Source organism: Pararhizobium gei (assembly GCF_029223885.1).
Taxonomy (GTDB): domain Bacteria; phylum Pseudomonadota; class Alphaproteobacteria; order Rhizobiales; family Rhizobiaceae; genus Pararhizobium; species Pararhizobium gei.
Genome location: NZ_CP119409.1, coordinates 1,286,678 through 1,306,153 on the forward strand (window position 1 = coordinate 1,286,678; position 19,476 = coordinate 1,306,153).

A 19,476-nucleotide genomic window follows, 5' to 3' on the forward strand; every position below is an offset into this window, starting at 1 on the left:
ATCTTCAATCCTGACAATGCCTTCGGGCCCATGCCGGGAATGCGATATGAATTCTGCTGAACAATCGTCTCAACGCGTGAGTGAGATCGATCTTCATGCAATGGCCTATACCGACCCCTTGACCGGGCTCGGCAATTCATACCGGCTGCGCGATAAAGTGCGGGAGATCGCCGATGCCCGCGCCAGTGACCCGGCACCTTTTACCATCGGCCTTGCCAATCTCGACGGGTTCAAGCCGATCAACGATCTTTTCGGCCCCGATGCCGGCGACAAGATCCTGTGCCAGGTCGCCAACCGGCTGCTTGCCTGCGTTCCCGATGGTGCGACCGTCATCCGCGCCGGCGGCGACGAATTCGGCTTCGTGCTGCCGTTGGTGTTCGAGCGCAAGGCCGCCGAAAAAGTCGGTGCGATGCTGAGGGAGGTGCTTTCGGCGCCTTTCGATCTCGGTGGCCGCAACGTCCGCCTCTCGGCTTCCTTCGGTTTTGCCATCTATCCCTTTGCCGGCGATGAGTTCGAGGATCTTCTAAAGAGCGCAGACACCGCCCTTTATCGCTCCAAGCGCCGCGGCCGGGGCCAGATCACCGTCTATTCACGGGAAATCGCCCAGGAAATGAAGCGCGCGACGCAACTGGAGCAGGCGCTGCGCAATGCCATCATCGGCGACGAGGTGGACGTTCATTTTCAGCCCATCGTCAGCCTGAGAAACGACACGGTCGTCGGCTTCGAGGCGCTGGCGCGCTGGTGCGATCCCGATCTGGGCTACGTCTCTCCCTCAATTTTCGTACCGCTCGCGGAGGAGCGCGGCTTTATCGACGCGCTCTCCGAAACGCTCCTGCGCAAGGCCGCGAAAACCGCGCTGACCTGGCCGAAGGAACTCTTCCTGTCATTCAACCTGTCCTCGGCACAGCTGATGGATCCTTCGACCAGTTCCAACATTTTGTCGATCATCGATCGCGCCGGCCTCGATCCGCGCCGGCTTGAGCTGGAAATCACCGAGACGGCCGTCATGGCGGATGCTGACGTCGCCCAGAAGATCATCGGCGAGTTGCGTTCGCATGGCGTGCGGATTTCCCTTGATGACTTCGGTACCGGCCAGTCCAGCCTTGGGCGGCTTCGCGATTTTACCTTCGACAAGGTCAAGATCGACCGCGCCTTCGTCTCCCGTATTTCATCCGACCGGTCGTCGGAGCATATCGTCAAGGCGATCATCGCCATGTGCGACGGTCTCGATCTCGAAGTGGTTGCCGAGGGCATCGAGGAATTCTCCGAATCCCTCAAGCTCAAGGAACTGGGCTGCGGCATGGGGCAGGGCTATTTTTACGGCAAGCCGGCTGATGCCGTTGCAACCCTGCGCTATCTTGCAGACAAATACCGCGAGCCGCCGCCCGCCCTATCGGTCGCCATCTAGCGCGCTACCCTGGGCGAGAAGCCAGTCCCGGACCCGCCGGGCCTGCTGATTGAGTTCCCGGGAACGCGGCCAGACCACATAGAAGGCGAGATCGGTTTTCAGGACATGGTTGCCGACCGGCACCAGCGCGCCCGAGCGGACCTGCTGCTCGATCAGATGGTTCCATCCAAGCGCGATGCCTTCGCCGGCAAGCACCGCCTGGATGACCAGCACATAATCGTTCAAGGTCAGTCGTCGCGATCGGGCAGGGTAGGCAAGGCCGGCGCTGGCGAACCATTCCTGCCAGCTATAGGCGCGCCTGACCGGCTCCTCCAGATGGATCAGCGGATGCCGCAGCAGATCGCCCGGCGTCTGCGGCAGGCCATTGGCCTCGACATAGGCGGCGGATGCGACGGCGCTGATCACCTCCGGCGCCAGAAGTGCCGTATGGTAGCGCGGCCAGTGGGCGGGGTCGCCGCCGCCGCGCACGCCGAGCGGGATGGGTTCGTCTTCCAGGTCGAGATCGCGGACGCTGGTCTGGATCCTGAGGTCGATCTCCGGCAGGTCCTCCCGCAGTCTGGTCAAACGCGGCAGCATCCACATGGAGGCAAAGGCCGTGGAAGCAGCCAGCGTCACATTGCCCTCCCTCCGCTTTGCCCGGATGTCTTCCGCCGACCTGCGGATTCGTGACAGGCCCAGCGACACATCGGCATGGAATTTCTCGCCCGCTTCCGTGAGTTCCACAGCGCGGTGAACGCGGTTGAACAGAAGCACGCCGAGCTGTTCCTCAAGGGCGCGGATCGCATAGGAGACCGCAGCCTGGGTCATCCCTAGTTCGCCCGCCGCGCGGGTGAAATTCTGATGCCGCCCCGCCGCCTCGAAGACGATCAGACTGGAGGCGGAAGGGAGGAGGCGGCGCAGGGTATCCATAAATTCAGCTTATCGCATGTCTCGATTTTTTCCAGCGTTACACCGGGCTTTTTCAACTCTAGCCTTTGATGCTCACGAGGAGCGCAGCAAATGGAAACGGTAGCTGTTGAAGGCAAGGAACCGGCAAGGCGCAGCCGCCCGGGACGCCCGGCCCGGCGCGACGCTTCGGCAAAGATCAAGGGCGTGCCCTATATAGCCCGCAACATTCCGACCTATGATATTCTCGGCGAGGAAAGTCTCCAGAAAATCGAGCGCGTCGCGGATCGGATCTTGAGCGAAATCGGCATCGAGTTTCGCGACGATCCGGCATCGCTCGATCTCTGGAAGAGCGCCGGCGCCACGGTGGAGGGCGTGCGCGTGCGCTTCGCGCCCGGTATGCTCAACGAACTGGTCGCGACGGCGCCAGCGCAATTCACGCAACATGCCCGCAATCCCGACCGGAACGTCGAAATCGGCGGCAGAAACGTCGTCTTCGCTCCGGCCTATGGTTCGCCCTTCGTCATGGATCTCGACAAAGGCCGGCGCTACGGCACGCTTGAGGATTTCCGCAATTTCATCAAGCTGGCGCAATCAAGCCCTTGGCTGCATCACTCGGGCGGAACGATCTGCGAGCCGGTCGATGTGCCGGTCAACAAACGCCATCTCGACATGGTTTACAGCCACATCAAATATTCCGATCGCCCCTTCATGGGCTCGATCACGGCAGAGGATCGGGCGGAAGATTCCATCGATATGGCCCGCATCCTGTTCGGCCGCGAATTCGTCGACAGCCACTGCGTCATTCTCGGCAATGTCAACGTCAACTCGCCGCTGGTCTGGGACGGCACGATGACGAAGGCTTTGCGCGCCTATTCGCGAGCCAATCAGGCGGCCGTTATCGTGCCCTTTATTCTGGGCGGCGCCATGGGGCCGGTGACCAACGCCGGCGCGATCGCCCAGTCCTACGCCGAGACCCTGGCTGGCTGTGCTTTGACGCAGCTTGAGCGCAAGGGTGCGCCGGTGATTTTCGGCAATTTCCTGTCTTCCATGTCGCTGCGATCGGGCTCGCCGACCTTTGGCACGCCGGAGCCAGCCATCGGCTCCATGGTCATCGGTCAACTGGCCCGCCGGCTGAAACTGCCCTTGCGTTGCGCCGGGAATTTCTCCAACGCCAAGCTGCCGGATGCGCAGGCCATGCAGGAGGGGGTCATGTCGATGCTGTCGGCGGTCCATTGCGGTGCCAACTTCATCCTGCATTCGGCAGGCTTTCTGGATGGGCTGCTCGCCATGTCCTACGAGAAATTCGTCATGGATGCGGATTTCTGCGGCGCGCTGCATTCCTATCTCGCCGGTGTCGTGGTCGATGACAACACGCTCGCCATGGATGCTTTCCTGCAGGTCGGACCCGGCAGCCATTTTCTCGGCTGCGATCATACGATGCGCAATTACCAATCGGCCTTCTGGGATTCCAGCCTCTCCGACAACGAGCCCTTCGAAAAATGGAGCGAGGAGGGCGGCTCGACCGATATGGCCGCGCGCGCCAACAGACAGTGGAAAAAGACGCTGGCCGACTACGAAGCGCCGCCTCTGGACGTGGCAATCGACGACGCTCTGACGGACTATGTCGATAGGCGCAAGACCGAAATGGCGGATGCTTGGTATTGAACCGCCGCAACCCATCCGGAACACCGCATGACCCCTTCCAAAGACCCCCTGCTGCAGCCCTACCAGCTGAAGCATCTGACGCTGAAAAACCGGATCATGTCCACGGCCCATGAACCGGCCTATTCGGAAGACGGCATGCCGAAGGACCGGTATCGGTTGTACCATGTCGAGAAGGCCAAGGGCGGCATTGCCCTGACCATGACGGCGGGCTCGGCCATCGTTTCGCAGGATTCGCCACCCGCTTTCGGCAATCTCTACGCCTATTCCGACGAGATCGTTCCATGGCTGAAGAAGATCGCCGACGACTGTCACGAGCACGGCGCCGCCGTGATGATCCAGCTCACCCATCTCGGGCGCCGCACCGGCTGGAACAAGGGCGACTGGCTGCCCGTTCTGTCGGCATCCCCTGTGCGGGAAGCGGCCCATCGCGCTTTCCCCAAGGAGATCGAGGACTGGGATATCGAGCGGATCGTCGGAGACTATGCCGCAGCTGCGCAGCGCATGCAGGCGGCAGGGCTCGATGGCATCGAGATCGAGGCCTATGGGCACCTCATCGACGGTTTCTGGTCTCCGGCGACCAACCATCGCGACGACGAATATGGCGGCTCCCTTGAAAACCGGCTGCGGTTTTTCAATCTGGTGGTGGATACCGTGCGCAAGGCCGTCGGGCCGGATTTCATCGTCGGCACCCGCATGGTCGCCGACGAACAATGGGATATCGGACTATCCAGGAACGATGGTGTGGAGATCGCCCGCCGCATCGCCGCCTCCGGCAAGATCGACTTTCTCAACATCATCCGCGGCCATATCGATCACGATGCGCATCTGAACGATGTCATCCCCATTCAGGGGATGGCTGCGTCGCCGCATCTGGATTTTGCCGGGGAGATCCGCAGCATCACCAAGTTCCCGGTTTTCCATGCGGCCCGCATCGCCGATGTGGCAACGGCGCGCCATGCCGTCGCGGAAGGCAAGCTGGACATGGTCGGCATGACGCGTGCCCATATTGCCGATCCACATATCGTCCGCAAAATCATGGAGGGTCGTGAAAGCCAGATTCGCCCCTGTGTGGGCGCAACCTATTGTCTCGACCGGATTTATGAGGGCGGCGGTGCGCTGTGCATCCACAATGCCGCGACGGGCCGGGAAGCGGTCATCCCCCATGTGATTTCAAGATCCACCGGGCGGCGGCGTAAGGCCGTGGTCGTCGGCGCCGGTCCGGCCGGGCTGGAGGCGGCCCGCGTGCTTGCCGAGCGCGGTCATGCGGTGGAGGTGCTCGAGGCGACGGGCGAGGCGGGCGGTCAGGTGGTGCTGGCCGCGCGCAATCCGCGCCGCCGCGAAATGATCGGCATTATCGACTGGCGCCTTACGGAACTGGAACGCCTGCAAGTTCCGATCAACTACAATGTCTTTGCAGAACCAGGCGACATCCTTGAACGGCAGCCGGATCTCGTGGTCGTCGCAACCGGGGGCATCGCTCAAAATCCCGCGCTGGAATCGGGCGACGATCTGGTGGTGTCGAGCTGGGACATCATTGCCGGCGCGATCAGGCCCGAAGGCCCTGTTCTACTCTACGATGACAATGGTGCGCATACCGGCATGAGTGCTGCCGAGATGATAGCCGCGCAGGGCGTCGAGCTGGAAATCGTTTCTCCCGAGCGCATGTTCGCGCCGGAGATCGGCGGCATGAATCACGTTCCCTATGCCAAGGCCTTTGCCGAGCACAATGTGCGTGTCACGATCAACACGCGGCTGAAATCCGTCCGGCGCGAGGGCAATGGGCTGGTCGCGGTTCTGGGTTCGGATTATTCGGCATCGTCACACAGTGAGCGTCGCGTCGCCCAGGTGGTGGTAGAGCATGGCACGATGGCCATGGCGGACTTGTATTTCGATCTCAAACCCCTGTCGCGAAACCTGGGCGCGGTCGATTACAAGGCCCTGATCCGCCAGGAGCACCCGATCGGTCTAAAGAATCCTGACGGCGCATTCGATCTGGTTCGCATCGGCGATGCGGTCGCAAGCCGCAATATTCATGCCGGGATCTATGACGGCTTACGTTACGGGCTGTTGTTCTAACGATAAATGGCAGCGCCTGCGCGCTGCCATTTCGTAAAGGCATGAAGTGCCTAATTACTGCTGTGTAGCAGGCTGTTCGGCGGGCTTCATATCGGTTGCCGGCGTCGTGGATGACGTGGTCGAGCCATCGACCGGCGTGTTGGCATTGGTTTCCGCGACCTGCTGAGCCTTTGTCTTGAACTCAGGGGCGGCCTTCAGCGTATCAGCGGTCTCCTGCGTCGTGAGCTTCAGGTCGTCCGAGTCCGGCACTTCGCTGACCGTAATCGTGTCGAGCGGAACCGCGACGTTCTTCTCGCCGATTCCCAGGAAGCCACCGACGCCGACAACAGCAGCCTCGACGGAGCCGTCCTTGGTGAAAAGCACGTCATTAATTTCCCCGATGCTTTCATCGGCGGCGTTATAGACCGGCTGGCCAATATAGGTGTTTGCCGAAAGCTGATCGGCAGCCTGTTCGGTCAGATAGCCGGAGCCGGCTGCAGGGGTTGCCTGTGCGGCCTGATCGACCGGCTTACTGGCATCTGCCGGGGTTTCTGCCGCCATTGGCGTTTCGATCGCCTGCGGCTGTGCAGCCGGCTGTGTGGTTTCCTGCGCGAAGCTCATGGGGGCGAAGACCGTTACACCGGCAAAGAGTGCGCTGGCGGCGACGGATGCTACGAGTTTCTTGGTCATGTTAAACCTTCCTTTCGTTCAGTCGATCAAAGCGCGGGGCGTCTCACCGCCGCACTGGTGATGCTGAAAGAACGCCAAAAGGCAAAAGTGGTTCCGTTAAAAATTTATGCGCTTCAACGGAACTTATCGTCGAGTTTTATAACCTTGCGGTCGAACACAATGTCGAACGACAGCCCGGTATTGCCCGACTTCAGCTGAGAGTTGAACTGGATCAAAGGAGATAAGCGGCGTCGAAGCGCCCTTTCACGGCAATGCCCAGTTCGAAGGTCTGCCCGGCATTCGGGTCCGCCTTTCTAGCCGCCCCATCCATTCCCTGAAACGCTGTGGTGACGAGCAGCCTGTCAGCTGCTGGGCCGATGAAGGCGGGGCAGCTCGATTGTGTCGCCGGAACCGCAAAACGATGAATTTTGACACCGTCCGGCTGGTAGACATCGATGGCGCCTTCACCCCAGCGGGCATTCCAGATCAGGCCCTCCGCGTCGCAGACCGAGCCGTCCACGCCGCCGGGTGAGCCGCTTTCGTCCGCAAACAGCACGGCTTCACCGTTGGGCAAGCCCGTCGCCGCATCGAGCGGCACCCGCATGATGTGGTTGAGATCGGTATCGACGAAATAGCCGGTTGCCCCATCGGGCGAGAAGCAGATGCTGTTGGGAATGGTCATATCGGCGAAAATCCGGGTCACCGTTCCCCGTGCCACATGATAGATCGCGCCGGACTTCGCTTCCGCCGAGCGCCCCATGGTGCCGATCCACAGGCTGCCGGAGGGATGCGTCCGTCCGTCGTTCGAACGGTTCCCGGGTTTGTCCTCGATGCTGGCATAGGCGCTCAGCGTCCCGGTCGCGGTCTCGCGGATGAACAGACCCTGATCGGAGGCAATGAGTTGCCGGCCGCCATCGATCACGGCAAGAACGCTGCCCATAAAGGGAAGCGGATGAACGGTCTTGCGGCCGCTCTCCAGATGCAGTTCGTGAAGCTCGCGCCCGATAATGTTGAACCACCAGGCCGTGCCTGTCGCTGCATCGAAGGTCGGGCCTTCGCCAAGTTCAAGAGGGGTTGCACAGAGCGTCCTGCCATTGAAGGCTATCGTGTCGGTCATCCTCAGGCTCCGTAGACGGCGTCATAGGCGGAAATCGTGATCCGCGCGCGCTTGCCCACCTCGGCGGCATCCATGCCCGCCTTGTACAGGCTGGAACCCAGGCCGAAGCTTCTGATGCCGATCTTGGCATAATCGCCGAAATTCGTGTCGGACACGCCGCCGACGGCTGCGATCTCCAGGTCCGGCGGAAGAATGGCGCGGATCGCCGAAATGCCGGAAGGGCCAAGCACGCTGGCGGGAAAGAACTTCAGCCCGGTCGCTCCTGCTTTGGCTGCCAGAAGCGCCTCGGTCGGCGTCAGCACGCCCGGCATCGTCACCATTCCCTTGGCGGCCGCAAGCGAAATCACCTCCGGATCGACGTTCGGGCTAACCATCAGCTTGCCGCCGACGCTGTCGAGTTGTTCGACCTGGGCGGTGGTCAGCACGGTGCCGGCGCCAATCAGGCATCCGTCCGGCGCCATCTTTACCGCGGTCTCGATCGAGCGGAACGGATCGGGAGAGTTCAGCGGGATTTCGATGGCCGTGAAGCCGGCCTCGATCAGGGTGCCGACGACGGCTTGCGTCTCTTCGGGCTTCAGCCCGCGCAGGATGGCAATCAGCGGGTATTTCATTGTCGGGAAGGGGATGCGCATGATGTTTCTTTCTTCAGGCGGGCCAGATGGCATTTGCGGCGGCGGCAAGTCCGTGGCGAACCGCATCGTCGGCATCGATGATGGCGGGGTTGAGGTCGAGAGCGGACAATGCGTCCCGATAGAGTTCGGTAAGCCCACCGGACACGATCACGCTCACGCTGTCTCCGGTGGGTCTGGCGGCTGCCAGCGCGCCGGCGATCTCAAGGCCGAGCATGGTGCCGGAAAGTTTGGCTTTGGCGGCCTTGGCCGACAAGCCGTGCAGCAATTGGCCGCTGCGCACGGTAAACAAAAGATTTGTGGCCAGCGCCGGATGTTTTGCCGCCTGCGCAACAGCCTCCAGAAATGCGGCATCGGTGCTGTCGAAGTGTCCGCCTTCGGCGACCGCGTGACTGAGGATGGAGTGCTTGGCGATGACGTCGAAAAGCTCTCCCGTCATGAAGGTCGAGAAGCCTTCGACGGTGCCATCGGTGATACGCACCCATTTGCTGTGCGTGCCCGGCATGCAAACCAGATGGCTGCCGCCGCCGAGCTCTGCCATGGCGCCCAGCAATTGGGTTTCCTCGCCGCGCATGACGTCGGGCGCGGCCTCGTTCCGTTGGGCAAGGCCGGGGAGTATGCGGATATCGCGGTGGTCGTCCTTGACCGGGATGGCAGCCTTGACGATGCCGGCGAGCGGTGCCGGCGTGTCGAGATATCCGGCCTCCGCCCATCCCTGTTTCGCACCGGCCATGCCGCAGATGATGACAGGCAGGTGCGATGGCGCGGAAATGGCCGCCAGATGCGCCTCCAGCACCGTCGAAAAACCGGTTTTGCCAGCTGCAATCATTCCCTCGGCGCTACGACGCTCGGCCAGAACCTTGCCGCTCTCGCCGATGATCCAGAGCCGAAAGCTCGATGTTCCCCAGTCCACCGCCGCATAGGATGCTGCCGTCATTAAAATACGCCTCCGTCGATAATCATGGTCTGGGCCGTCATGCGTGCCGAGCAACCGGAGGCGAGATAGAGACACGGCCCCACCAGATCCTCCGCCACGAGCACCTGTTTCAGGCATTGTTTTTCAATCATGGCCGCGATGGTGGCATCGTCGATCCAGAGCTTCTTCTGTCGTTCGGTCACCACCATGCCCGGCAGCACCGCGTTGACGCGGATATTGTCGGGCCCAAGCCGGCCGGCGAGCGATTTGGTCAGACCGATGATGCCCGCTTTCGCCGTCGCGTAGGCCGGGATGTCGCCCATATTCATCATAAAGGCGATCGAAGAAAAATTGATGATGGATCCACCGCCCGAACGTCGCATATGCGGGACGGCCGCCTGGGCGACGAAAAACATATGCCGCAGATTGACGGCCTGGTTTTCGTCCCAGCTTTCCCCGGTGACCTCTTCGAGCGGCTGCCGATCGTCGCGGGCTGCATTGTTGATCAGCACCGAAAGCGACCCCAGCGCCTCGGCGGCGCGATCGACCGTCAAGGCCGTATCGGACACATTCCGGAGATCGGCTTTGAGAAAATACGGAACATGTGCAACCTCCGGCGTTAGCCGGTCCACCAGCGCCCGGCTTTCCACCTCGGCAATGTCGATGAAGGCAACCTTGGCACCCTGGCGTGCAAAACCCTCCACCAGCGCGGCGCCGATCCCGGAGCCGCCGCCGGTTATAAGCACGCCACAGCCTTCAAGGTCGTAGAACTGGGCGGCTGCCATGGCCATGAACTGCACTCCCAATACGCACACCTGGCCGGGGCGTCAGCTCTTTTGTTCCATTATTTGGAACCATGTATTATTATGTGGAATTATTGCGCGGCCCTTGGTAGCTTGTCAAGGCACAGAGATAGCCGGTGAGACGGGATGCCATATGAATCAGGAGATTACGACCGCCGCTCAAAGGAACGGTCAGTCCGTCACCGGGACGCTCGGTAAGGCACTTTCCGTTCTGGAACTGGTTGTGACGTCGCCGGTCCCCGTGCGCTTCAGCGATATTCTCCCGCTTTCGGGCCAGCCGCGCGGCACGCTGCACCGCCAGTTGTCCCATCTGGTCGAAGAAGGGCTTCTGATCCAGGGAAACGATCTATGTTACGAACCCGGTCTGAGGCTTCTGAAATTCGCCTGCCGCGCCTGGTCCGGCAACCAGTTCCGGGCCGTGGCAGCCTCCCATCTGCGGCGGCTGCATGAACAAACCGGGGAAACGGTCCATCTTGGCGTTCTCTGCGGCGTCGAAATCATTTATGTCGACAAGGTGGAAAGCCGCCAGACCGTGGGGATGCAGTCCCAGATTGGCAATGCGTCTCCCTTATATTGTACCGGGCTTGGCAAGGCCGCCTTATCTGTATTGCCGCAAGGCAAACTTGCCGAAACGCTTGGTCAGATCTCGTTCCACCGTTTCACGCCCAATACGCATCTGTCCGCTGTCGCATTGCAACAGGACCTGGACGAGGTGCGCAAGCGTGGCTATGCCTTTGACCGGGAGGAGCATGAGGCGGAAATCCGTTGCGTCGCAGCGCCGGTTTACGATGCCGACCTCGGTCTCATCGGCGGTATATCGGTGTCCGGCCCTGCCTATCGATTGACAATGGAGCAACTTGAGGCCTGGGCGGAGCCGGTGCGCCGCGCGGCGCGCACGATCTGTGAAGAGATAACGGTCCGTCTGGGGCCGGGGCGCTCGTTACGATGACTTTATGGTTAATTAGGGAAACCGACTGGACGCGGGCAGCAAGCGGGGTTAGCTTGAGAAGATCGGATTCTGTCCTTGCCGATGCGGGCACGCCTAGTCAGGATGATGTCGACGGTTTACTCATACGGTGTCATGCCGATGAAAGAAAAGGCTTTTTCGTGGCCGGCTGATTGGACGCTTGAGTGGATAATATGAACATGGGCGATTTAAGCGGGCCTGGCCTGTCATATTCTCTTTCTTCCGACCTTTGGGTCGCGGGAAGCATGACGCGTGACTCCGATGTGCGAAAGGCGTTCGAGGATATCGCAAAGTCCTATGGTTTCCATGGCTTTCTCGTGATGCTCGTACCCTCAAGAGCCGCGCGGCGCCTTTCGGAGTGCGTGGTTATGACCAATTGGCCGAAGGGTTTCCTGGAAAGCTATGATGCCGCAAGCCTTATGTCGGGAAGTCCCGTGATCGAACGGCTGCGCCGCAGCACGATTCCCTTTACCTATGATACGGCGTTCGATGCGCGCAGACGCTCCGACGGCAAGGCGAGCGCGGTTCTCAGTCTTTTCGAGAGCGTCCGTCTGGCGCGTGGCGTTTACATCCCGGTCCACGATGTCCACGGAACCTGTGGTGCAGTTTCGTTCGGCGGCGAGCGAGAGGTTGCCAGCAGTGTGGAAATCAAGGAACTGACCTTTTTGGCTTCCGTCCTTTTCAGTCGCCTCGGTGAAATTCGCGGCGGGAATCGCGCGCCGCCGGGTGGTCTGTCGCGACGGGAAATCGAATGCCTGCATTGGGCTGCTGCCGGAAAGACGACGACGGAAATGGCGCAGATTCTTAAGCTTTCGGAATATACCGTCAATCACTACCTGAGCCGTGCCACCCGCAAGCTTGATTCTGTCAATCGCGTGCAGACCGTCGCCAAGGCGATCAGGGCCGGACTGATAAATTGACCGGACTTATGAAGTGAAAAGGCAGATGCATACGCTTAGGGGAGCGGCCGGGATGAATGGGTCTCCAAGCCGATCCGGCGGACCAGATATGCTTTTTATTTACGGCGCTCGGCTGCCCGGCGGGAATTGTGAATGCGTGACGCTCTGATGCTGAATTCCCTGGAAAGAGAGCCGTCGCGCGGCGGCGATTTTGCGACCGATATTGCAGCGCTGGAAACGCAATTCGATGCCATCCGGTATATGAAGCGAACGACGCGGATCTTTGGTTTCGAATTGTTTCTGATTTGCACCATTCCGGCCTTCGGTGCCGAAAAACTTGCCGCCTCGTCGATCCTGTCCAACATGCCGGCCGATCTGATGAGCAGATATGACGCGGCGTCCATCCTGAAATACTCGACGGGAATTCGAAAGCTGAGGGACACGACGACGCCGTTCCAGATGACGGTGGACGAATGGGAAAAGGAGCCCGCCCGCTCGCCGCAGACGGATGACTACATTGCCCTGTTGCGGCAACACGGGATTTTCCAGGCCAATTACTTCCCCGTCCACGACGCCGACGGAAGCCGCGCCACGGTTATATGGATGGGAGGCCGCAGCGAAATTCCCATGAGCGCGATGATGGAACTGCAGATGATTGCAATCCATATCTACAACCGGCTCACCGAAATCGGTTCGGTCTGGAAGCAGCCGGGCGTCGCTCTTTCCGAGCGGGAAATACAATGCTTGAGCTGGACCGCTGCCGGAAAGACAAGTTCCGAAATTGCAGGCATTCTCGGTTTGTCGGAGCACACCGTAAACCATTACCTCAACCATGTCAGCAAGAAGCTCGATGCGGTCAACCGGACCCAGGCCGTGGTGAAAGCCATGAAGATGGGCTACATTGCGTAGAGGCCGCACGGCTGGTGGTTCGTCAGTCACGACAAAGCCAGTGTCGGAAAAACCGCCATTCGGCCAAAAGAATTCACGCATGTGCACAATAAATCATCTTCGCTGACGCGATGCTGCAAAAGCCAACGACGAAACTGGCTTTTCCGCGGGTTTTTCAAACTGGCACGCTTCCTGCATTGATAAACGCAGGTCCAGAGGGGACTGTAAGAATAAACTGCGCCCTTGAAGGTCGCGATGGACAAGGCCGTCTTCTGCCAGAGTGATCCCGGATGTACGGACACTTTGGCAGAAGGCGGCCTTTGCCTTTCCAGTCATTTTCTCAGCTGTCCTCATTGGCGAAACCTTCACGCTCTATTATCTAGACAACCAAGCGTATGTTCGTGACCTTTGGCTCCGGCTGCGCAGCCGGATTTATAGCCTCAATGGGCGTCGGGCGGATAACAGCAGCGAACGGCGGTGCCGGCGAGGAGTGAGCGATCGTGGCAGATATCACCAAGGAGCATGTGCTCGACAGATTGCGGAGTGTCCGCGGTCCTGACATGGACGGAAATATCGTCGACATGGGCCTTGTCTCCGACGTGTTCATCTCCGACTCCAAAGTTTATTTTTCGATCACGGTGCCGGCCGAGCGGGCTCGCGAACTCGATCCGCTTCGTGCCGCCGCCGAGCGTGTCGTCAAGGAAATACCCGGCGTCAAGGGTGCGATGGTCGCCCTGACGGCGGACAAGAAAGCGGCCTCCGCATCTGCGCCTGTCAGGCGGCCTGCCGTTTCGTCTTCGGCCTCCGCCGGACATTCGCATGCCGGACATTCACACGTCGGGCATGCGCATGCAGCGCCCGCCCAGCGTCCTGCGGCTCCTGCAAAGGCCGGCATTCCCGGCGTCGGCGCGATTATCGCCGTCGCTTCGGGCAAGGGCGGGGTCGGGAAATCGACCACATCGGTCAATCTGGCGCTCGCCCTCAAGGCCAATGGCCTGCGGGTTGGCATCCTCGATGCGGATATTTACGGTCCTTCCATGCCGCGTCTCCTGAAGATTTCCGGGCGGCCGCAGCAGATCGAGGGGCGCATAATCCGGCCGATGGAAAATTATGGTCTGAAAGTCATGTCCATGGGCTTTCTGGTGGACGAGGAAGTCGCGATGATCTGGCGCGGCCCGATGATCCAGTCGGCGCTCTTGCAAATGCTCCGCGAGGTCGCCTGGGGCGATCTGGATGTGCTGGTCGTGGATATGCCGCCCGGTACCGGTGATGCACAGTTGACCATGGCGCAGCAGGTGCCGCTGGCCGGGGCGGTTATCGTCTCGACCCCGCAGGATCTGGCGCTGATCGATGCCCGCAAGGGCCTTGCCATGTTCCGAAAGGTCGAGGTGCCGGTGCTCGGCATCGTTGAAAACATGAGTTATTTCATCGCTCCCGATACAGGCGCCCGTTATGACATTTTCGGCCATGGCGGCGCGCGCAAGGAGGCCGAGCGCATTGGCGTTCCCTTCCTCGGCGAGGTGCCGCTGACCATGGGCATCCGCGAAACCTCCGATGCCGGTACCCCTGTTGTCGCGTGCGAGCCGGACAGCGAAATCACCCGCGTCTACCGCGATATCGCCCGAAAGGTCTGGGATCAGGTTTCCGCACAGAAAGCCGACACGTCGCGCGCGATGCCCGCTATCGTCTTCGAATGAGCGGTGCTGGAGCCACACGGCTACTCACGTCTTTGGCAGTATTGTGACGCGTTTTCACTTTATCGATTGATTTTGACCGGACCATGTTCCATATGCCTGCCGCATCCGCGGGGTCGCTGGCGGTGCGGCCATCCGGGACGCCCGGAAATGTGGCCCGGTCGAGTTCTGTCGTAGACGACGAAAGTGCCCCCCATGGATCTGCCCCGCGCAGCTTTGATATCAATCGGCATGTTCGGGCCGGTCGGCCTTCGCGCGCCATGGACTTCCGGCAACCGCCTGGCGGCAACAGGCAGATCGCTGTCGGTCACCTCGGGACGGGTGGAATGATCACTGCATATCGCGATACAGGAGAAGCCGTCACGTTGCGTGTGGGCGAGCCTCTCTCGTCCTTGCCTCCTGGTATTGTCTGGATCGACATGCTGCGGCCCGACAAGGCAGAAGACCTTATGGTCGAGCAACTGCTCGGCATCGAGGTCCCGACGCGGGAAGACCTCAAGGACATCGAGCCCTCCAGTCGTTTGTATACGTCAAAAAATGCTGTCTTCATGACCGCATCGCTTGTCTGCAAGGCCGAGACCAGCCTGCCCAATCTGACGGATGTGGCGTTCGTGCTCACGCAGGGGTTGCTGATCACCGTCCGCTACGAAGAGCCAAGGGCATTCGAACTCTTCAGGGCGGCGATGCATCGCATTCCGGGGGGGTGCGGAAGCGGGACAATCTTGGCGGTGCGTCTCTTCGAAACCATTATCGATCGCACTGCGGAAATTCTTGAGATCGCCGTTGCACGGATCGACGCATTGTCTATTCAGGTTTTCGGCGACCGCACTGTCGGCAAGCGCCGGCCGCCGCACTATCTCGAAGAAAAGCTGATGGATGTCGCATCCCACCATCGTCTGGTGGCAAAAACACGGGACAGTCTTGCCTCGCTGTCTCGCGTGCTGACATTTATCTACACGGTCCCCTCCGTTCAGCAGAACAAGGAGACTGTCGAGCTTTGCCGGGCCATTTCGCGCGACATCCAGTCGCTGTCGGAGCATGCCTCGTTCATTTCCGGCAACATCACCTTCCTCCTGGATGCCTCGCTCGGCCTGATCAATGTCGAGCAGAACGCCATCATCAAGATTTTCTCGATCGCGTCGGTGGTCTTTCTGCCGCCGACACTGGTAGCATCGTTGTACGGCATGAATTTCGAGTTCATGCCGGAACTGCACTGGACATACGGCTATCCGATGGCGATCGTCGCCATGGCGCTCTCTGCCGTTATCCCGTTCTATTTCTTTCGCTGGAAAGGCTGGCTGTAACAGCCCGGAGATCCCTATGTCCCATTCGGCAGGCACGCCTGGAAGCGGCGACACCGGCGTTCGCAAACTGGCGGTTCTAGCGCTCGGCTCGATCGGCGTCGTCTACGGCGATATCGGCACAAGCCCGCTTTACGCCTTTCGCGAAGCGCTGCGTCCCGTCGCTGCGGACGGTGTCAGCCGACTCGAAATCATCGGTCTGATCTCGCTGATGATCTGGAGCCTGACGATCATCGTCACCTTCAAATATGTGCTGTTTCTCCTGCGCGCCGACAACAACGGCGAGGGGGGCACACTGTCGCTTCTCGCATTGTTGATGAAGTTTGCCGGCAGCCGCGCCAGCCGCCTGTTTTTTCTGGGCATCATCGGTGCGGCCCTGTTCATAGGCGATGCTATTATCGCTCCGGCCTTGTCGGTGCTGTCGGCGGTCGAGGGCCTGAAACTGGTGACGCCGGAACTCTCGCCCTATGTCGTGCCGATTTCCGTCGTCATTCTGCTTGCGCTCTTCGCCGTCCAGTCGCGCGGCACCGAGGCCGTGTCGAAGTTCTTCGGGCCGGTCATGGCCACATGGTTCATCGTGCTCGCCGTCGCCGGCGCCAGCCATATTCGCGATGATTTCGGCATTCTTGCAGCCTTCAACCCCTATTACGCGGTCTACTTCCTGTTCCATGCCGGTTACGTCGGCATCGTCGTGCTGGGTGCCGTCTTTTTGACGGTGACAGGTGCTGAGGCACTGTACGCCGATCTCGGCCATTTCGGCCGCAGGCCCATCCAGTGGGCGTGGATCTGTCTGGTTTTTCCGGCCCTGGCACTGAATTATCTGGGGCAGGGCGCTCTCGTCTTGAAACATCCGGAAGCCATGTCCGATCCTTTTTTCCTGATGTTTCCCGAGTGGCTGCTGCTGCCGATCGTCATTCTCGCAACCTGCGCGACGATCATTGCCGCCCAGGCGGTGATCACCGGCGCCTTCTCGCTGACCCGTCAGGCGATTCATCTGGGCTTCCTGCCGCGCATGGCGATCTTCCATACGTCCGAAACCCAGACCGGCCAGATTTACCTGCCCAATGTCAATATGCTCCTGATGTTCGGCGTCATGCTGCTGGTCTTCGTATTCGGATCCTCGGAATCGCTGGCCACAGCCTATGGCATCTCCGTCTCCGGCGCTCTTCTTGTCGATACGATGCTGGCCTATGAGTTTGTTCGTGCGCGCTGGAAATGGAAGCTGTGGACGGCACTCGTCGTGCTCCTGCCTCTCTTTCTCCTGGAGACCGTCTTCTTCGGCGCCAATATGCTGAAAATCCATGATGGCGGTTATGTGCCCGTGACGATCGCAGTGGGCATCGTCATCATCATGTGGACCTGGAAACGCGGTACCAAAATCCTGCACGACAAGACGCGCCACACTGATATTCCGCTTGCCTCCTTCATCAAGTCGATTGAACGCAAGAGCGAGCATGCGCCGGTTTCCGTTCCTGGAACGGCAATCTTTCTCACCAGCGATCCGCAATCGACCCCGGCGGCCTTGCTCCACAACATCAAGCACAACCATGTTCTGCACGCGCAGAACTTCATTCTGACGATCCGGACGGCCGGTATTCCGATCGTTCCGAAAGATCGTCGCGTCAGCGCCAGCAGTATTTCCGAACGCTTCAGCCTGCTTGAAATGCATTTCGGCTACATGGAAACCCAGAATGTCTCGCAGGCTCTCGGTCTGTTCCGCAAGACCGGGCTGAAGTTCGACATCATGTCGACCTCCTTCTACCTCGGCCGGCGCAAACTGGTTCCGGACGCCCAGTCTGGCATGCCCTATTGGCAGGACAGGCTGTTTATCGCACTTGCCAATGCCGCGATCGATCCTTCCGACTATTTCCGCCTGCCCACCAACCGCGTCGTCGAACTCGGTTCGCACGTTATTATTTGAGAAATCGGGTCTGGCGAGCCGTGCCAACGGCAGCATCGTCTCTGCGTGCAGCAAGCGTTTCCGTGGCAAGACCCCGTCCGAAGCAACGGCGTTAACCAAGCATCAAGGTTAATGCTTCATTGTCGGGATATGTTGAAGCGGTTAACGCGCCAGGTGCCGGGGCGCCGCTTTCCTGATTCACTTCCGCGGGGATTGCTGTCCGGATTATTTTTCCGGGTGAGAACCTGCGTCTGCCAGTGCGTGGAGTACGGTTGATGCGTATGCGTAGAATACCCAGTCTGAAGCCCAGCCTTATCGCCTCGCAGTGGGCGGCGCCCTTGATGCTGAGTATCGGTCTCTCAACCGGTTTTCCGACCGTCTCGGCCCATGCGGATCTCGCGACCTTCATTTCGGGCCTCAATCGCGGCGGCGAGAACTGGCGCATGCATATGACACCGTCGCCAGCCGGATCCCTGCACGCGGTCGATATGGTCTTCAAAGATCAGGCCGTAGCGGGTGCGCTTGCCGGCGGGGCGGGGCTGACGATGCCGGATGGTGGCAAGGTTTCCCTGACGTCGGCCGACAGGCAGGCCGATCCCCTGACGGATGAGGAGCGCGTCAACCGCAGGGGCAAGAAGGGGCGTGTCATGGCGGTCGCGCCGGTCACGCCGCCCAGGGACTTTACCGCTGGCTCCATTCTGCAGCGCACGAGTTCGCTGACAGATCCGCTGTTCGACAATGAAGAGCGCATGGCCTTCACGAAATCGAAGATCAAGGGCAAGGAAATTGAAATCGCCATGGCTTTCTACGCCAAGAAGGCGCCGAGGCAGGATCCGTCCATCTCGCCCATGGTCGCCAGCCTCGTGACCAACAGCACCGCCGACATACTGGCAACCGCCTATGCGCCTGTGGAACCCGACTATGCCCGCCAGTCTCCCTTCGACTCGATCCTGAAGAAGGACGTCGCCGGCGGCCGCTTCATTCCGAGCATTGCCCCCGACGATCACGCCTGGGCGGCAAACCCGCTGCCGGCCGACGTCTTCTCCGAAGCGGAGCAGAAGTGCCTGACGGCCGGCATCTATTTCGAATCGCGCGGCGAATCGGCAAAGGGGCAGGCAGCCGTTGCCCAGGTTATCCTCAACCGCGTCCGCAATCCGTCCTATCCGGACACGGTCTGCAAAGTCGTTTATCAGAATAAGGGCTGGTACAACCGTTGCCAGTTCTCGTTTGCCTGCGACCGCATTCCCGACATCGTCTGGTCGCGTTCGGCCTGGCAGACGGCCAAGGAAATCGGTCTCGCCGTCACCGCCGGCAAGATCTGGCTGCCGGAAGTGGGGTCGTCCACCCATTATCACGCAACCTACGTGAAGGCCCATTGGGGTCCGACGATGAAGCGGGTCGCACAGATCGGCAAGCACATCTTCTACCGCACCTATGGCGGCGGCTGGAGCTGAGGCCAGCGGATTACACCGTTTCCGGCAGGGCGTCGCATCGTCCTGACGCAGCGTGTCTCACCGATTCCCTCCGATTTCGCGGCAGGTCATTCCGAATTCCAATAAGCATCTGTATTTATTGAGCAATATTGTCGTTCGACAAGGCTATTCAGTGCCTTGACTATTAGCCCCCTGAAAACTATGTTGCGGCCGACTTCAGAACGGGCGGAACGGTGGCTTTAAA

The 19,476-nt window shown here is 60.3% G+C and carries 16 protein-coding genes; 10 read left to right on the top strand and 6 right to left on the bottom strand.

Annotated elements, in window-relative coordinates; translation table 11 throughout:
* Nucleotides 1-46 precede the first annotated feature (46 nt).
* Entirely contained in the window at nt 47-1,408 is a 1,362-nt protein-coding gene (locus PY308_RS06015; RefSeq protein ID WP_275789231.1) for a putative bifunctional diguanylate cyclase/phosphodiesterase, read from the top strand.
* Here the strand turns inward: PY308_RS06015 and PY308_RS06020 are convergent.
* Entirely contained in the window at nt 1,391-2,317 is a 927-nt protein-coding gene (locus tag PY308_RS06020) for a LysR substrate-binding domain-containing protein (RefSeq protein ID WP_275789233.1), read from the bottom strand. The genes PY308_RS06015 and PY308_RS06020 overlap by 18 nt on opposite strands.
* Before the next feature lie 90 nt (nt 2,318-2,407).
* Between PY308_RS06020 and PY308_RS06025 the strand changes: the two genes are divergently transcribed.
* Both PY308_RS06025 and PY308_RS06030 read left to right on the top strand, forming a co-directional pair.
* Nucleotides 2,408-3,961: a trimethylamine methyltransferase family protein gene (locus PY308_RS06025; protein ID WP_275789235.1), complete on the top strand. Its 1,554-nt coding sequence runs from the start codon at nt 2,408-2,410 to the stop codon at nt 3,959-3,961.
* 27 nt (nt 3,962-3,988) lie between these two features.
* Complete coding sequence (locus PY308_RS06030) at nt 3,989-6,037, top strand: NADH:flavin oxidoreductase (RefSeq protein WP_275789237.1); 2,049 nt, start codon at nt 3,989-3,991, stop codon at nt 6,035-6,037.
* A gap of 54 nt (nt 6,038-6,091) precedes the next feature.
* Here the strand turns inward: PY308_RS06030 and PY308_RS06035 are convergent, their stop codons facing one another.
* The 5 genes from PY308_RS06035 to PY308_RS06055 form a co-directional block, all read right to left on the bottom strand.
* A complete protein-coding gene (locus tag PY308_RS06035; RefSeq protein WP_275789239.1) occupies nt 6,092-6,706 on the bottom strand; it encodes a PRC-barrel domain-containing protein in 615 nt (204 codons plus the stop codon).
* A gap of 211 nt (nt 6,707-6,917) precedes the next feature.
* Nucleotides 6,918-7,802, bottom strand: coding sequence for an SMP-30/gluconolactonase/LRE family protein (locus tag PY308_RS06040; protein WP_275789241.1), 885 nt, complete (start codon nt 7,800-7,802; stop codon nt 6,918-6,920).
* Nucleotides 7,803-7,804: 2 nt separating this feature from the next.
* Complete coding sequence (locus PY308_RS06045) at nt 7,805-8,437, bottom strand: 2-dehydro-3-deoxy-6-phosphogalactonate aldolase (RefSeq protein ID WP_275791031.1); 633 nt, start codon at nt 8,435-8,437, stop codon at nt 7,805-7,807.
* Nucleotides 8,438-8,447: 10 nt separating this feature from the next.
* Nucleotides 8,448-9,368 carry a 2-dehydro-3-deoxygalactonokinase gene (locus PY308_RS06050; RefSeq protein ID WP_275789242.1) on the bottom strand — a complete coding sequence of 307 codons (921 nt, stop codon included), beginning with the start codon at nt 9,366-9,368 and terminating at the stop codon, nt 8,448-8,450.
* A complete protein-coding gene (locus tag PY308_RS06055) occupies nt 9,368-10,138 on the bottom strand; it encodes an SDR family NAD(P)-dependent oxidoreductase (protein WP_275789244.1) in 771 nt (256 codons plus the stop codon). Before PY308_RS06055 ends, PY308_RS06050 begins: the two co-directional genes overlap by 1 nt.
* 145 nt (nt 10,139-10,283) lie before the next feature.
* Between PY308_RS06055 and PY308_RS06060 the strand changes: the two genes are divergently transcribed.
* The 7 genes from PY308_RS06060 to PY308_RS06090 all read left to right on the top strand — a co-directional run bounded on the left by PY308_RS06060 (nt 10,284) and on the right by PY308_RS06090 (nt 19,253).
* A complete protein-coding gene (locus PY308_RS06060; protein ID WP_275789246.1) occupies nt 10,284-11,099 on the top strand; it encodes an IclR family transcriptional regulator in 816 nt (271 codons plus the stop codon).
* A gap of 197 nt (nt 11,100-11,296) precedes the next feature.
* Nucleotides 11,297-12,037 (top strand): helix-turn-helix transcriptional regulator, encoded by a 741-nt coding sequence (locus PY308_RS06065; protein WP_434064203.1) that lies wholly within the window; start codon nt 11,297-11,299, stop codon nt 12,035-12,037.
* A gap of 132 nt (nt 12,038-12,169) precedes the next feature.
* A complete protein-coding gene (locus tag PY308_RS06070) occupies nt 12,170-12,925 on the top strand; it encodes a LuxR family transcriptional regulator (RefSeq protein ID WP_275789250.1) in 756 nt (251 codons plus the stop codon).
* 479 nt (nt 12,926-13,404) lie between these two features.
* Nucleotides 13,405-14,601 carry an iron-sulfur cluster carrier protein ApbC gene (gene apbC / locus PY308_RS06075; protein WP_275789252.1) on the top strand — a complete coding sequence of 399 codons (1,197 nt, stop codon included), beginning with the start codon at nt 13,405-13,407 and terminating at the stop codon, nt 14,599-14,601.
* A 323-nt stretch (nt 14,602-14,924) separates the two neighbouring features.
* A complete protein-coding gene (locus tag PY308_RS06080; protein WP_275789254.1) occupies nt 14,925-15,902 on the top strand; it encodes a magnesium transporter CorA family protein in 978 nt (325 codons plus the stop codon).
* A 16-nt stretch (nt 15,903-15,918) separates the two neighbouring features.
* Nucleotides 15,919-17,820 (top strand): potassium transporter Kup, encoded by a 1,902-nt coding sequence (locus PY308_RS06085; RefSeq protein ID WP_275789256.1) that lies wholly within the window; start codon nt 15,919-15,921, stop codon nt 17,818-17,820.
* A gap of 260 nt (nt 17,821-18,080) precedes the next feature.
* The gene (locus PY308_RS06090) at nt 18,081-19,253 is read left to right on the top strand and encodes a cell wall hydrolase (protein ID WP_275791032.1); all 1,173 of its coding nucleotides are present in this window, start codon (nt 18,081-18,083) and stop codon (nt 19,251-19,253) included.
* The last annotated feature ends 223 nt before the right edge of the window (nt 19,254-19,476 follow it).